Raw genomic sequence first — 14,120 nt, 5'->3', positions numbered from 1 at the left:
CATGCCGACCGAGAACCCGCAGCGCCCACCAGGTCCGGGCCGCGCCAGCCGCGTCGTGCGTGACGCCACGGGCGCCGACGCCGCGTCCTGCGCGCGCATCTACCGGCGGTACGTCCTCGACACGGCGATCACCTTCGAGCTGGAGCCGCCGACCGAGGCCGAGGTGGCGACCAGGATCGAGGCCGCCGTCGCGACGCACGCCTGGCTCGTCCTCGAGGAGGGCGGCGACGTCGTCGGCTACGCCTATGCCGGCCCGTTCAAGGCCCGCCCGGCCTACCGCTGGTCCTGCGAGGTGTCGGTGTACCTCGACCCCGAGTGGCACGGGAGTGGCGGCGGTCGGGCCCTCTACACGGCCCTGCTCGAGCGGCTCACCGAGCGTGGCTACCGGATGGCGGCGGCCGGCATCGCCCAGCCGAACGAGGCGAGCAACCGGTTCCACGCGTCGTTCGGGTTCGAGCCCGTCGGCACCTACCGCAGGGTCGGCTGGAAGAACGGCGCGTGGCACGACGTCGCGTGGGTGCAGCGGTTCCTCGGCGAGCCGCACCCGGGCTCCCAGCCGCCGCCCGAGCCGCACTGAGCAGGCCGGGCAGGACCTCCCCCCGGGGGGCTTCGGACATGCAGAGAGGGCGGGGCGACCGGGTGGTCGTCCCCGCCCTCTCTCGCGGGCGCACCGCTCAGGTCACGGCGCGTAGATGTACTTCATCCCCGACATGTTGGTGACGGTACGGGTGTTGTAGTTGTACGGGCCGGCCATCGCGTTCATCTCGATGATGGTGACCTGGTTGCCGTTGACGGCGGTGACCCAGGCGACGTGCCCGACGCTGCTCGAGCCGTTGACGCCGGGCTGCATGACGACGATCGAGCGGGTGCGCGGAGTGCCGCTGACGGTGTAACCCGCCCGCGCGGCGCCGGAGGCCCACTCCATGGCGTTACCGGTCCAGCCGCCGGGGTAGTAGCCCTCGGACTGGTACCACTTGTTGAGGGCGCCCCACGTGCACTGGCCGGGGGTGGCCCAGTTCGAGGAGGCGCGCATGCCCGATGACGCGCTCGGGACCGAGCCGTTGCTGCTCGACTTGACCGAGACGGTGCTGCTCACCAGGGACTGACGCGAGGCGTCTCGCGAGGCGCGCTCGGCAGCGGCCTTGCGGTCGGCGGCGGCGGCCTGGCGGGCCTTCGCGACGACGACGTCCTCGATGACGGCCGGCTTGGCCTTCGCGGTGCGCTGCGCGACGGCCTGCTGCACCTGCGGCTGGAAGCCGATCTTCGACAGGGCCGTCGACGGAGCAGCGGCTCGCGTGGCGGCCGGGCCGACCACGGCGGGGGAGCCGAGAGCGGTGACCGCACCGTTGGCGGCCTTGGCCTCGTCGGCGCTGGCAGGACCCGCGAAGGTGGCGAGGATGCCGCCGGTGGCCGCGACGATGGCGGCGCCCTTCATGGCCGGCTGAGCCGACTCACGGGCGAGAAGCTTGAGTTCGTTGAGGGGGTGGTGGCGTCCTGGCGCGCGGTGGCGCCCGCGGATGTTCTCAGTCTTCATGTACCTCTCCGCGCCTACGAAGTTAGCTGTCGGGTTCGGGCGGAAAGGTGCCCGGCTCCCTCCCGTGCCGCGTGTTGTGCTCGGCCCGGGTGGGTACTTCACCCCAAGGACGTCCGGAGTCGTGGTGCCGGACGCCCGGAGAAACGCGTGGTTCCTCCGCTCCTGTCACAAGGTCTGATCTCACGTCCGGGGCGGTGACAGGACTAGGCGGTCCACCTCGTACGCGCCCGGCCAGGGGGGCCGGACTCCCGGAACTGTAGACGACTCAACCGGGCAATGTCACGCCGAGGTAACGGGGGCGCGTCGCATTCGTCCGTGAATGAGTGCATGGGTGGCCTTTACCTCGGCTTTACCGACGACTGAATGTGACGGGGGTCACACTCCCCTCTCCGCGTTTCCATCACGCCGCGCCTCCGGGTCGGCTACCAGGCCCGGCCGACGAGCGGCCATCGGCGAGCGGGCGGCCGCGCCGGTCGAGCGGGTCCTGGACGGCCCATGACGTCTCGACGCTGGCTAGGGTCGACGCGTGTTCGACGACAGCGCGCACGTGCTCGCCCGCTCCCGTCGCGTGCTCGCCGAGCACGTCCTGCCGGCGGTCCACCGCGACCGGACGCCCCTCGCGGTGTCGGCGTGGCGCGCGCCGGGCGAGCCGGTGCCGGTCGCCGAGGCGCTCACCGCGCCGCACGAGCCGGTCGGGCCGGGCACGCCGTGGGGTGAGCCGTGGTCGACGTGGTGGTTCGAGATCACCGGGGCGGTGCCGGACGCGTTCGCCGGGCAGTGCGTCGAGGTGGTCGTCGACCTCGGGTTCCGTGGCGAGGGGCCCGGCTTCCAGGCCGAGGGCCTGCTCCACGACGCCGCCGGCACGCCGCTCAAGGGCATCCACCCGATGAACCGCTGGCACCGCGTCACGCCCGACGCCACCGGTGGCGAACCGATCCACCTGCACCTCGAGGCCGCCGGCAACCCGGCCGTCATGGAGCACGGTTTCCGCCCGACCGGGCTCGGCGACCTCGCCACGGCCGGCGACGAACCGCGCTACGTCCTCGGCCGCATCGACGTCGCCGTCTTCGAGCCGGAGGTCTTCGGCCTCGCCATGGACCTCGACGTCCTCGTCGACCTCGCCGCCGAGCTGCCCGAGCGCGACGCCCGACGCCTCGAGGTGACCGCGGCGCTCGACGACGCCCTGGCCGTCCTCGACGTCCACGACGTGCACGGCACCGCCGGGGCGGCCCGGGCCGAGCTGGCCGAGGTGCTCGCGGCTCCGGCCGTGACGAGCGCCCAGCGCCTCACCGCGGTCGGCCACGCGCACATCGACTCGGCCTGGCTCTGGCCGGTGCGGGAGACGGTCCGCAAGTGTGCGCGCACCTTCGCCAACGTCACGGCCCTCGCGGCCGACTACCCCGAGCTCGTCTTCGCCTGCTCGTCGGCGCAGCAGTACGCGTGGACCAAGGAGCACCACCCGGCGATCTGGCAGCGCATCCTCGCCGCTGTCGAGGCCGGCACGTGGGAGCCGGTCGGCGGCCAGTGGGTCGAGGCCGACGGCGTCATGCCGGGCGGTGAGTCCCTGGTGCGCCAGCTGCTCCACGGCCAGCGGTTCTTCGAGCGCGAGCTCGGCCGGCGCTGCGAAGGCGTCTGGCTGCCCGACTCCTTCGGGTACGCGGCGGCCTACCCGCAGATCGCGCGGCTCGCGGGCGCGACGTGGTTCCTCACCCAGAAGCTGAGCTGGAACGACACGAACACCTTCCCGCACCACACCTTCTGGTGGGAGGGCATCGACGGCACCCGGATCCTCACGCACTTCCCGCCGTCCGACACCTACGAAAGCAAGCTCGGCGGCGCCGACGTCCACCGCTCGGGTCGCCAGCACCTCGAGAAGGGCCGGTCCCGGCGGGCACTCATCCCGTTCGGGTTCGGCGACGGCGGTGGTGGTCCCGAGCGCGAGATGCTCGAGCGCGCCCGGCGGCTGCGGTCGCTCGAGGGCTCGCCGGCCGTCGAGGTCGGCACGGCGTCCTCGTTCTTCGACGCCGTCCGCGAGGAGTACGCCGATCGTGCCCCGACGTGGGCCGGCGAGCTCTACCTCGAGCTGCACCGCGGCACCCTGACGAGCCAGCGCGCCATGAAGGCCGGCAACCGTGGCTGCGAGGCGCTGCTGCGCCAGGCCGAGCTGGCGTGGACGCTCGTCGCGGTGCGCGGCCTCGGCGACTGGCCGGCCGAGCGGCTGCGCCTCGTGTGGGAACGCCTGCTGCTCCTGCAGTTCCACGACATCCTGCCGGGGAGTGCCATCGCGTGGGTCCACCGCGAGGCCCGCGAGGACTTCGCGCGGCTGACGGCCGAGCTGCGGGCGCTCGTCGCCGAGGCCCTCGACCTGCTCGCAGGCGGGGGCGCCGCCGAGCAGTTGCCTGAGGACTCGCGCGACGACGCGCGGCATCCCGGGCTGCTCAACGCCGGGCCGCTGCCGCGTCGGGAGGTCGTCGAGGTCGACGAGGTCGGCGTCGGCGGCATCGGGGGCGTCCGCGGCGAGGTGGCGCTCGTCGAGGTGGCGCTCGTCGAGGTGCCGGCGCTCTCCGTCGGGGGCCGGCGCGTCGAGCCCGAGCACCCCGTGGAGGTCGACGGGCTCACCGTCGCCAACGGGCTCGTGTCGGTCACCGTCGCGCCCGACGGCTCGATCGAGCGCCTGCTCGACCTGCGCCACGGCGGCCGCGACGCGCTCCCGCCCGGCGCGCGCGCTGCCGAGCTGCGCCTGCACCCCGACGTTCCGGCGATGTGGGACGCCTGGGACATCGACAAGCCGCACGCCCGCACGTGGACGTCCCCCGACGTGACGCCCCACGTGCCCGCCGCGTCCGGCGGGGAGGGTGCGCACGCCGCCCGCGTCGTCGAGGCTGGACCGCTCCGAGTCGTCGTCGAGGCCCGCGGACGCGTCGGGCGGTCGACGTACGTCCAGCGCACGACCGTCACGGCCGACTCGCCGCGCGTCGACGTCGAGGTGCGCGTCGACTGGCGGGAGAGCGAGCGGGCCCTCGCCGCCTACGTGCCCGTGCCGGTCCTCGCCCCGCACAGCACCGCCGACATCCAGTTCGGCCACCTGCGCCGGCCGGCCCACGAGAACACGTCGTGGGAGGCCGCCCGGCACGAGATGGTCGCCCACCGCTGGCTGCACGTCGGCGAGGAGGGCTGGGGCCTGGCCGTCGTCAACGAGTCGACGTACGGGCACGCGGTGCGCCGTGGCGTGGACGCGTCGGGCGAGCCGGTCACGACGGTGCGCCTGACCCTGCTGCGCTCGCCGTCGTTCCCCGACCCCGACACGGACGCCTCCGAGGTCGTCGGCGAGCACGTCGTACGGTTCGGGATCGTGCCGGGCGCCGACGTCGCCGAGGCCGTCGCACACGGGTATTCGATGCACCTGCCGCTCCTCGGCGCCCTGCCCGAGGGACGCGAGAGCGACCCGGTGTCGGCGAGGCCCCTTGTCGCGGTGGACGACCCGGGGTGCGTCGTCGAGGCGGTCAAGCTCGCCGAGGACGGCAGCGGCGACGTCGTCGTCCGGCTCTACGAGGCCCTCGGTGGGCGTCGCGACGTGACGCTCGTGCCGGGGTTCCCGGTCCAGCGCGTCGTCGAGACGGACCTGCTCGAGGAGACGGGATCGGCCGCGCTCGAGGGCCGCGAGTCGCTCGTGGTCGTCGAAGAGGCCATCGAGTCCGGCACCAGCGTCGACGCCCCGATCGGTGCGATCCGCCTGCGGCTGCGGCCGTTCCGGATCGTCACGCTGCGCCTGACGCCGACGCTGACCTCTCGAGGCTGACCCGCCGACACTGTCCTGCCCGCCGACTCAGCCGGACTGCGACTGCTCCTCGCGCTCGCGCTCGGCGGCACGTTTCACGCAGAGCCGCGCGATGGTCGCGACGAGGTCGAGGGGCACCGGTTTCGTGATCGGGAAACGCACGGTGTCCTTGGCCCGACGGAACGGCCGGATGGCGTCCTCGAAGGCGGCGTCGCCGGTGGGCACGGGGTACACGCCGACGTGGTTCTTCCACCCGGCGAAATAGAGCAGCGGCTTGCCCTCGAGGACGAAGGTGGCCATGCCGTAGCTGATCTTCTCGCGGGCGTCGGGCACCGCCGTGCGGATCGCCGTGCGTACCCTCGCGAGCTGAGTGCGCGTCTCCTCGGGATAGGAGGCGATGTAGTCATCGACGGACGCGAATCTCGGGGCCAAACCTGGTCCTCACTCAGTAATCGGACCGATTGTCGGGGGGATGTCTGCGACTTTATGTGCCGAATGGGGTGACCGCAAAGTAAGAGGGCATTTCGCCACCAAACCCCAGCAAAACGACGAATACGTGAACTTCAGGTGTCAGCGCGCGAATGACCTTGTCCCGTAGCGCTCCCCGCGGGCCGGCCAGGGACTCACGGCTGGAGCAGCACCTTGACGGCGCGCCGCTCGTCCATGGCCCGGTAGCCCTCGGCGACCTCGTCGAGCGGGAGCGTCAGGTCGAAGACCTTGCCCGGGTCGATGCGGCCGGACAGGACCCGCTCCATGAGGTCGGGCAGGTAGCTGCGCACCGGCGCGATGCCACCGGCCAGTCCGATGTTGCGCACGAACATCCGGCGCAACGGCAGCTCGACCCCGTGCGGCACGCCGACGAAGCCGACGGTCGAGCCGGCGCGAGCGACGTGGAAGGCGGTGTCCATGGACTGGTGGGTGCCGACGCACTCGAGGACGGCGTCGGCGCCGATGCCGCCGGTGAGGTCCATGACGGCTGCCACGGCCTCGTCGCCACGCTCGGCCACGACGTGGGTGGCGCCGAACTCGCGGGCCAGGGCCTGGCGCGGCTCGTGGCGCGACATCGCGACGATCCGCTCGGCGCCGAGCTGCTCGGCGGCGATGACGCCGCACAGGCCGACCGCGCCGTCACCGACGACGACGACCGTCGAGCCCGGCGCCACCTTGGCCGCGACGGCCGCGTGCCAACCCGTGGCCATGACGTCGGACAGCGCCAGCAGCGAGGGCACGAACCGCTCGTCGGGCATCGCGTCGGTCTTGACGAGGCTGCCGTCGGCCTGCGTGACCAGGGTCAGCTCGGCCTGACCGCTCGCCGTGCCGTCGGCGTTCGGGCACGCGGACTGGACGCCGGCCAGGCAGTCGGGGCAGGTGTTGTCGCAGTGGCAGAACGGGATGACGACGAAGTCGCCGGGCTTGAAGTCCCTGACCTCGGAGCCCACCTCCTCGACGACACCGACGGCCTCGTGGCCGATCGTCGCGCCCTCACGGATCGGGTTCTCGCCGCGGTAGGGCCACAGGTCGGAACCGCAGATGCAGCCGGCCGTGACGCGCACGACGGCGTCGGTCGGGGCCTCGATGGTCGGGTCGGGAACGTCGGACAGTCGGATGTCGCCGGGGCCGTGGATCGTCGTCGCGCGCATGGCCCCATCCTTCCAAGTCAGCCGCGCGAGCGCAGACGCAGGTTCGGCAGCCCGGGCGCCGGCAGCGTGTGCTCCCAGGCGTCGGGGAAGGTGCCGTAGCGGGCCGAGGCGTCGGGCGTCGCGCCATCGGAGGCGGCCTGGCGCTCGTGCTGCCACTGCTCCCTGAAGCCGACGATCTCCTCATGGCTGCGGCCGATGAAGTTCCACCACATGACGACCTGCTCGCCGAACGGGGCGCCGCCGAGCACGAGCAGGCGCGTGTCCTCGTCGCCGGCCGTCAGGGTGACCGGTCGGGTCCCCGCCGGCAGGAAGACGATCTCGCCGGCCTTGGCCGTGGCGGTCCCGACCGTGAGCGTCCCTGTGTCACAGAGGAACCCGTGCTCGTAGGTCTCGTCCAGGGCGACGTCCAGGGAGCGTCCGGCGGGCACGGTCACCTCGGCGCCGACGAGTGGCGAGTGCATCGACACGGGCGACGTCTGTCCGAACAGCGACCCGAGGAAGACGAGGACGCGGCAGCCGTCGACGTTCGTGACCGGCGGCGCGTAGTGCTCGAACCCCGGCGCCGTGAACCGGCTCGCGTCGGGCAGGGCCACCCACAGCTGCGCGCCGTGCAGCGTCGTCGTGCCGGGCGTCGAGTACTCGGAGTGGGCGATGCCGTTGCCGGCGGTCATGATGTTGAGCTCGCCGGGGCGCACGAACGCGTGGACGCCGGTGGTGTCGCGGTGCTCGACCTCGCCCGAGAAGAGCCACGACACGGTCTGCAGGCCGGTGTGCGGGTGACCGGGCACGACCATGCCGCCGGTGGCCGACACGTCGTCGGGGCCGTAGTGGTCGACGAAGCACCACGCCCCGATGAGCGAGCGCTCGCGCTGCGGCAGGCTCCGCCGCACCGGCATCGCCCGGGGACCGCCGAGCGGCACGTCGCGGTAGGGGAGCACGACGGGGCCGGTGCCGGGGACGGAACCGGCATCCGCGTCGCGGTGCTCGCAGGTGACCTCGTCAGGGGAGCGGTCCGGGTTGCTCACCGGATCAGGCTAAGGCGACGTTGCTACGTTGCCCACCATGACCGAGCCGGCCCGACCCGACGCCACCACCCCACCCGTGACCGGAACCCGGCCGGCGCTGCGGTGGTCGGCCTGGCGCGTCGTCTGGTGGTTCGGCTTCGTCAGCCTCGCCGCCGACATGGTCTACGAGGGTGCGCGCTCGATGTACGGGCCGCTGCTCGCCTCGCTCGGCGCCGGGGCCGTCGTCGTCGGGTTCGTCACCGGCGCCGGTGAGGCCATGGCGCTCGTGCTGCGGCTCGTCTTCGGCCCGCTCGCCGACCGCACCGGTCGCTACTGGGCCCTGACCATCGTCGGCTACGGGCTCACGGCCGTCTGCGTGCCGCTCCTCGCCGTCACCCCGTTCGTCGGTGGTGCCGGTCTCGCCCTCGCCTCGGTGCTCATCCTCCTCGAGCGGGCCGGCAAGGCGGTGCGCAGCCCGTCGAAGTCGGCCCTGCTCGCCCACGTCGCCACCGCGGTGGGGCGCGGTCGCGGCTTCGGCGTCCACAAGGCCCTCGACCAGGTCGGGGCGTTCGCCGGGCCGCTCCTCGTCGCGGCAGTCGTCGCGGCGGCGGGGACGATCTGGCCCGGCATGCTCGTGCTCGCGATCCCCGGCGTCGTCGCGATGGTGCTGCTCGCGATCATCCGCTCCCGCGTGCCCGACCCCGCCGCGTATGACCCCCCGGCCGCTGACGCGTCGACGCCCGACGCGTCAGCCGCCCGCACGTCGACCACCGAGGCTCCAGCAACGGACGCTCCAGCAACCGACGCTCCAGCAACCGACGCCGTCCGCGCCGCGGAACCCGCTGTCGCCGAGTCGGGTCCGGCACGGCGAGGGATCGTCGCAGGGGTGCGCGGCTGGTTCGCCGACGCCGTCGGGGCCGGGCTGCCGCGGTCGTTCTTCCGGTACGCGCTCGCGGCCGGCCTGACGACGGCGGGGCTCGTGACGTTCGGCCTCATCGGCTACCACCTGACGGTCGGCGGCCTCGTGCCCGTGGCCACGGTGCCGATCGTCTACGCCGGCGCGATGGGCGTCGAGGCGCTCGCTGCGCTCGTCGTCGGCGTCGCCTACGACCGGTTCGGCGGTGCGGTGCTCTTCGCGGTGCCGGTCCTGGTCGCGCTCGTCCCACCGTTGGCGCTGACGGGGTCGCTCCCGCTCGTGCTCGTCGGCGTGGCCGTGTGGGGGCTGGCCTACGGGGTGCAGGACTCGACGGTCAAGGCGCTCGTCGCCGAGGTCGTCGAGGCGCCGCGGCGGGCCACGGCCTACGGCGTCTTCGCCGGGGTGCAGGGGGCGTTCGCCGTCGTCGGCGGGCTCGTGTCCGGATGGCTCTACGACCGGTCGCTGCCCTGGCTCGTCGTGGTCGTCGCGGTGAGCCAGCTCGTCGCCCTCGTCCTGCTCGTCCGCACCGTCCGCGGCGTCGGTCGCTCCCACGCAGGAGTCCGACCGACGTCCTGATCGAGTGAGCACGCAGTCACACCCGTCACGTGACAGGAGTGACCGACTGCTCACTCGACCTACCGGAGTGGGGCGCCTGGGGCCCGTGTGACGGGGTGCTCACTCGACGGGTGATGTGGACGGTGGGAGACCCAGGGAGGGCCGGACCGCCGAGGCGGACCGGCCCTCCTCGGGCGTGCAGGTGGTGCGTCAGCTCACGGCGTCGAGGGCGTCGACGACACCCTCACCGAAGAAGCTGTTGTCCTCGACCGGGCCGGTGCACACCGGGCCGCTCGTCGTCGTGCCGCACGCCTTGTCGTCGGCCTGCTGGCGCAGCTTCTCGATCATCTGCGCGGGCGTCCACGACGGGTGCGCCGACTTCATGAGCGCGAGCACGCCGGCCACGTGTGGCGACGCCATCGAGGTGCCGCTCTTGAGGCCGTAGCCGTTGTTCGCGACGACGGTCGACAGGATGCGCGAGCCCGGGGCGGCCACGTCGATCTTGCCGAGGCCCCTGTTGGAGAAGCCCGAGAGCCGGCTGGTCTGCGAGCCCGTCGGCACGCTCTCCAGCGACGACACCGTGACGACGCCGTCGAGCTCGGTCGGGATGTCCTCGCAGCCGCTGTTGAGCGTGCGGTCGACCTGGCCGGACTTCGGCTGGTCGTCGGGGCTCGTCGTGTCGTGGAAGGACGACTTGTTCGCGAGGTCGCGGGCCGAGTTGCCCGCGGCGGCCACGTGCACCACGCCCTGCTTCGTCGACCACGTGACCGCGCGGCGCACGGCCTCCTTGGCGGCGTACTGGTCGGGCTGGTCCTCGCAGTAGAACTCGAACGGGTCGACGTAGTAGCTGTTGTTCGTCACGTCCATGTGCTTGAGACCGGCCTCGACGAACCCGCACACCGCGTACTCCGGGTAGATGAACCCGGCGTCGTTGACGACCTTGACCGACGCGAGGCGCACGTTGGGCGCGACGCCGACGATGCCGACGCCGTTGCGGGCCGCCGCGATCGTGCCGGCCACGTGGGTGCCGTGGTCGCTCGTCGTCGGCTCCCAGCCGGTGCTCGACGGGCGTCCGGCGTCGGTGCAGTTGACCGAGTCCGCGACGTCGAGGTTCTTCACGAGGTCCGGGTGGTCGGCGTCGATGCCGGAGTCGAGCACGCCGACGAGGACGTTGCGCGACCCGTCGGTGATCTTGTGGGCCTGGTCGGCCTTGATCATCTGCAGGTCCCACTGCTCAGACTCGCGGGGGTCGGTCGTCGCCGCGGGGGCCGGGTCGGCCTCGACGTCGCCGTTCCAGTCCTTCTTCGCGCCCTTCTTCCAGTCGGACGCGCCGCGCCCCCACGACGCGCCGGCCGACTCGGGGGTGCCCTCGGTGACCTCGACGGTGCGGGTGGCGCCGACCGAGTCGACGGCGTTACCGCCCCTGGCGACGACGTCGGCGCGGAAGGTCGACACCTTCGAGTGCGCGACGACGACGCCGATCTGCGGCCACGACTGGACGACGACGCCGCCCGCGGCCTCGACGGCCTTCTCGACGAGACGCGTCTGGCCGGGGTTGGCGATGCGGGCGTTGACGACGTAGCTCATGAGCCGGCCGTCGGGCGTGCTGATCGGAACGGGCGTCGACGTCGGCTCGTCAGCGCTCGTCGAGGCCGCGGCAGAACCGCCGACCGCTGCGGCCGCCGCGACCGCGAGGGATGCAGCCGCGACGAGGCCGCGGTGCCGGAGAGTGGGCTTTCGCATGTGCTGAGCTCCTGGGGGTGAGTGTGAGTGGGTCCTGCGGCGCCTGGGTGGGGCGTCGGGGACATCGTCACGCGCCGGGAGCGGTCGCGCGCGTCGAAGGCTCTGCCGACCCGCGTCGGTCCGGCTGTCCTGTCCACCGACCGACGCCGCTCGCGCCGAGGCTCACGTGTCAGCCGGTTCGAGGCGTCACGTGGCGCGAGGCGTCCAGGCGGCGGGTTGTCTCACGCGGCGTCGCGTGCCGGACGCGTCAGCGGCGCGAGCGCGATGAGCAGCAGGAGAGCTCCGAGGGGCAACAGGCCCCACGGCAGGGCGACGGCGACGGCACCGACCGCGGCGAGGGCGGCGGAGCCGACCGGCAGCCGGCCCTCGAGGGTGAGGGCCGCAAGCACCGCCGCCACACCGACGGCCACCAACGCGGGACCGCCGACGACGAGGGCTGCGGGCAGCGTCGCGCCGAGAAGACCCGTGGTCTGGCCGAGCCAGACCGCCGCGGTGGCGCCGACGCCGAAGGCGGCCAGCGCGGTGGCCGGGGGGCCGACGCGCAGGTGCTCCAGACGGGCCGCGAGCGCCGCGACCAGCCAGCAGAACGCTGCAGTGGCGAGCAGCAGCGTCAGTCCCGACACCACCGGCGCGAGGCGCTCGACGTCGGCGCCGTCGAGGGTGGCGCCCACCGCGAGCGACACGGTGCCGTTGGAGTCGCCGTCGGCGCCGAGGGTCCCGGCGCCGGCCAGGGCGGTCGCGGAGGGAGACCCGAGGCCGAGGACCCAGACGAGGATGCCGTGGGCGAAGAGGACGAGGGGCGCGACGAAGGCGAGCACCCGGCCGCGGTCGGGTGCGGGCGAGGTGGCGGTGACGACGCCGGGCGGCGTGCGGTCCGCGCCCGTCATGGGGCGCGTGGCGAGCGTGGTGCGCGCGACCGTGCGGCTCGGGTGGACCGCGACGGGCTGGGGGCGCAGGGTGGTCGTCGTCATGGTCCCAGCGTGGTGGCCGCCGGCCCTCGTGCCCATCGGGGTCGACCCCGACCGACCCCCGAGCCGTCCCTGATCCGCGCTGCTCCGGGGTCGGGACGAGACATGTGCTGAAACGTCGATTTTGTCCATTTCGCGACGCGGTGAGGCCTTCGAGTCGTACCTTTCGGCCAGAGGGAGCGGAGCACGGGGGTGCTCCGGGGTTTGCGTTCAAAGGGGAAAGACCATGTCCGTGCGCTTCAATGCCCCACCCGGTTGGCCGGTTCCGTCCGCAGGATGGGCGCCGGGAGATGACTGGATGCCGGACCCCAGCTGGCCGGCGCCGCCGGAGGACTGGGAGTTCTGGACCGTGGTCGACCCGCGCCGGGTGGCGAGCGGCGGAGTGGACGGCGACGTGCTCGCGGGCCTGCCCGTCGGTTCGCGCGCCGTCAGCGACATCGACGCCACCGGGTCCCACCGACCCGTCGACGCCCCGAGCGCCGGCGGCTCCGCCGGTGACGTCGAGCGGTCCGTTCCGCATCCGCCACGGCTGGGAACCCCTCCCCGGTCCACCGTGGCGACCTACGGCACGGACCGCGGCACCTGGCTCGCCCGCCTCCGGGCGGCCGAGCGGGTGTCCGAGCGCGCACCCGAGCCGGTCGCACCTGAGCCGGTGGTGGCTCCCACCGCCACGGGCCATGGCGCGCCGGCCAACGTGGACGCGACCACGCCCGAGCCCGGCGACCCCGTGACGCCCCGGCGTCCCGCGGCGCGACTGGCTCCCGAGGAGGTGTGGGCCGTCGACGGCCTGCTCTTCCCGGTCAGCAGGGTGGACGCCTGACGTGGAGGCCCAGATCAGGGTCGCACCCGAGGTGCGACTCGGCTCCACCGCGTCCGGCCTCCGCGCGACGCTCGTCGCCGGTGCCTCCCCGTCCGCCGAGCCCGACGCCGTTCACGGCGCGGGCCACGGTGCGACGGTGGGCACCGGCGTCGGGTCGCGTGGGCCCTCCGGCGTGCCGCCGCTGTCGCTCGACGTCCTCGCCGTGCGTGCGCTCGCGGCCCAGCGCGGCGACGACGTCTCGGCGCTGACCGAGGTCGAGACGACGCTCACCTCCTTGCACCTCAACAGCCACACGCCTCGGCGCCGGCCCGAGCCCGAGCCGGTCCGGCCGCTCGACGAGCACGTGCACAAGGACCTGCACCGCAAGGCGTTCCGCGCCGCCCGCCAGCAGGTGTCGGTGTTCCGGCCGGCCGAGCGCAAGGCGGCTCGCGAGGAGGCCGAGGTGCAGGCCGACGGCTTCGCCGCCGCCGCCGAGGTGGCGCACGCCGTCGTCGGACAGCACCACGGGGCGGCCCTGGAGGACCGCTGGGCCGACCTCGCCCGCAACGACCGCGTCACCGTCATCGCCGAGCTCGACTCGGAGTTCGCCGCGGCCGGTGGGTCGTGCACCTGCATCGATGCCGGCTGGTCGGAGGACGGGGCGCGCGGCTACGTCACCGTCGTCGTGCGCTACCCGCGCCCGGACATCATCGGTGAGAAGGGGCCGGGTCTGTCCGGCAACGGCCGACCCATGCTGCGCCGGCGGACCGTCTCGGAGCGCAACGCCGTCTACCTCGGCGGCCTCGCGTCGCTGGCGCTCGCGACCGCCCGGCACGCCATCTCCGTCGCCGTCGCCGCCGACGACGTCCACGTGCTCATCGTGCGCCCGACCGAGGGCGGCACCGGCCTCGAGCCGGTGTACCTCGGCAGCCTGAGCCGCGAGGCCGTGACGCTGCGGCCCGCCACCGCCGACCCGATGCCCCTGCTCCTCAGCGCCGCCATCCGACCCCTGTCCTTCGACGGGCCGGCGCACGACCTGGCCCCGCTCGCGCCGGAGGCCGACATCGAGGCCGTCGTGGGCGCGTGCGTCGCCGCCCTCGAGGACGAGGCCCTGGACGCCGCGCTGGGTGGCGCGGCCGGCGGATCGACGGGCACCGCCTGACCCGTACCGGGCGCCGTCCGA

Annotated in this window: 11 protein-coding genes and 1 riboswitch; of the genes, 5 read left to right on the top strand and 6 right to left on the bottom strand. The window is 73.6% G+C overall.

The features are described 5' to 3' along the window. The first annotated feature begins 1 nt into the window (after window position 1). On the top strand, window positions 2-577 hold the full coding sequence (locus AC3A5R_RS10155; RefSeq protein ID WP_487620646.1) for an N-acetyltransferase family protein: 576 nt from the start codon (window positions 2-4) through the stop codon (window positions 575-577). 102 nt (window positions 578-679) lie between these two features. Here the strand turns inward: AC3A5R_RS10155 and AC3A5R_RS10150 are convergent, their stop codons facing one another. After that, complete coding sequence (locus AC3A5R_RS10150) at window positions 680-1,534, bottom strand: CHAP domain-containing protein (protein ID WP_487620645.1); 855 nt, start codon at window positions 1,532-1,534, stop codon at window positions 680-682. Continuing rightward, window positions 1,534-1,717, bottom strand: a riboswitch (cyclic di-AMP (ydaO/yuaA leader). It overlaps the preceding gene by 1 nt. 343 nt (window positions 1,718-2,060) lie before the next feature. Between AC3A5R_RS10150 and AC3A5R_RS10145 the strand changes: the two genes are divergently transcribed. Beyond that, window positions 2,061-5,333 (top strand): alpha-mannosidase, encoded by a 3,273-nt coding sequence (locus AC3A5R_RS10145; RefSeq protein WP_487620644.1) that lies wholly within the window; start codon window positions 2,061-2,063, stop codon window positions 5,331-5,333. Between the two features lie 27 nt (window positions 5,334-5,360). On the opposite strand, the gene AC3A5R_RS10140 is transcribed toward AC3A5R_RS10145, so the two are convergent. The 3 genes from AC3A5R_RS10140 to AC3A5R_RS10130 all read right to left on the bottom strand — a co-directional run bounded on the left by AC3A5R_RS10140 (window position 5,361) and on the right by AC3A5R_RS10130 (window position 7,977). Then, window positions 5,361-5,744: an iron chaperone gene (locus AC3A5R_RS10140; RefSeq protein WP_487620643.1), complete on the bottom strand. Its 384-nt coding sequence runs from the start codon at window positions 5,742-5,744 to the stop codon at window positions 5,361-5,363. Between the two features lie 191 nt (window positions 5,745-5,935). Beyond that, the gene (locus AC3A5R_RS10135) at window positions 5,936-6,952 is read right to left on the bottom strand and encodes a zinc-dependent alcohol dehydrogenase family protein (RefSeq protein ID WP_487620642.1); all 1,017 of its coding nucleotides are present in this window, start codon (window positions 6,950-6,952) and stop codon (window positions 5,936-5,938) included. Window positions 6,953-6,969: 17 nt separating this feature from the next. Then, entirely contained in the window at window positions 6,970-7,977 is a 1,008-nt protein-coding gene (locus tag AC3A5R_RS10130; protein ID WP_487620641.1) for a pirin family protein, read from the bottom strand. A 37-nt stretch (window positions 7,978-8,014) separates the two neighbouring features. Between AC3A5R_RS10130 and AC3A5R_RS10125 the strand changes: the two genes are divergently transcribed. Beyond that, on the top strand, window positions 8,015-9,448 hold the full coding sequence (locus AC3A5R_RS10125) for an MFS transporter (protein WP_487620640.1): 1,434 nt from the start codon (window positions 8,015-8,017) through the stop codon (window positions 9,446-9,448). A gap of 189 nt (window positions 9,449-9,637) precedes the next feature. Here the strand turns inward: AC3A5R_RS10125 and AC3A5R_RS10120 are convergent, their stop codons facing one another. Both AC3A5R_RS10120 and AC3A5R_RS10115 read right to left on the bottom strand, forming a co-directional pair. Next, on the bottom strand, window positions 9,638-11,170 hold the full coding sequence (locus tag AC3A5R_RS10120) for a S8 family peptidase (RefSeq protein WP_487620639.1): 1,533 nt from the start codon (window positions 11,168-11,170) through the stop codon (window positions 9,638-9,640). A gap of 221 nt (window positions 11,171-11,391) precedes the next feature. Then, entirely contained in the window at window positions 11,392-12,141 is a 750-nt protein-coding gene (locus tag AC3A5R_RS10115; RefSeq protein ID WP_487620638.1) for a hypothetical protein, read from the bottom strand. Between the two features lie 295 nt (window positions 12,142-12,436). On the opposite strand from AC3A5R_RS10115, the gene AC3A5R_RS10110 reads away from it, so the two are divergent. Next, window positions 12,437-12,958 (top strand): hypothetical protein, encoded by a 522-nt coding sequence (locus tag AC3A5R_RS10110; RefSeq protein WP_487620637.1) that lies wholly within the window; start codon window positions 12,437-12,439, stop codon window positions 12,956-12,958. A gap of 1 nt (window position 12,959) precedes the next feature. Further along, window positions 12,960-14,099: a hypothetical protein gene (locus tag AC3A5R_RS10105; RefSeq protein ID WP_487620636.1), complete on the top strand. Its 1,140-nt coding sequence runs from the start codon at window positions 12,960-12,962 to the stop codon at window positions 14,097-14,099. The last annotated feature ends 21 nt before the right edge of the window (window positions 14,100-14,120 follow it).

This window comes from Intrasporangium sp. Soil_C_50 (assembly GCF_057656595.1).
This window is presented reverse-complemented; position numbering and strand designations above follow the sequence as displayed.

Excerpts from the sequence above, each read along its gene's own strand:
- AC3A5R_RS10155 (WP_487620646.1), top strand. The coding sequence starts at position 2 with ATGCCGACCGAGAACCCGCAGCGCCCACCAGGTCCGGGCCGCGCCAGC.
- AC3A5R_RS10150 (WP_487620645.1), bottom strand. The coding sequence starts at position 1,534 with ATGAAGACTGAGAACATCCGCGGGCGCCACCGCGCGCCAGGACGCCAC.
- AC3A5R_RS10135 (WP_487620642.1), bottom strand. The coding sequence starts at position 6,952 with ATGCGCGCGACGACGATCCACGGCCCCGGCGACATCCGACTGTCCGAC.
- AC3A5R_RS10125 (WP_487620640.1), top strand. The coding sequence starts at position 8,015 with ATGACCGAGCCGGCCCGACCCGACGCCACCACCCCACCCGTGACCGGA.
- AC3A5R_RS10120 (WP_487620639.1), bottom strand. The coding sequence starts at position 11,170 with ATGCGAAAGCCCACTCTCCGGCACCGCGGCCTCGTCGCGGCTGCATCC.
- AC3A5R_RS10115 (WP_487620638.1), bottom strand. The coding sequence starts at position 12,141 with ATGACGACGACCACCCTGCGCCCCCAGCCCGTCGCGGTCCACCCGAGC.
- AC3A5R_RS10110 (WP_487620637.1), top strand. The coding sequence starts at position 12,437 with ATGCCGGACCCCAGCTGGCCGGCGCCGCCGGAGGACTGGGAGTTCTGG.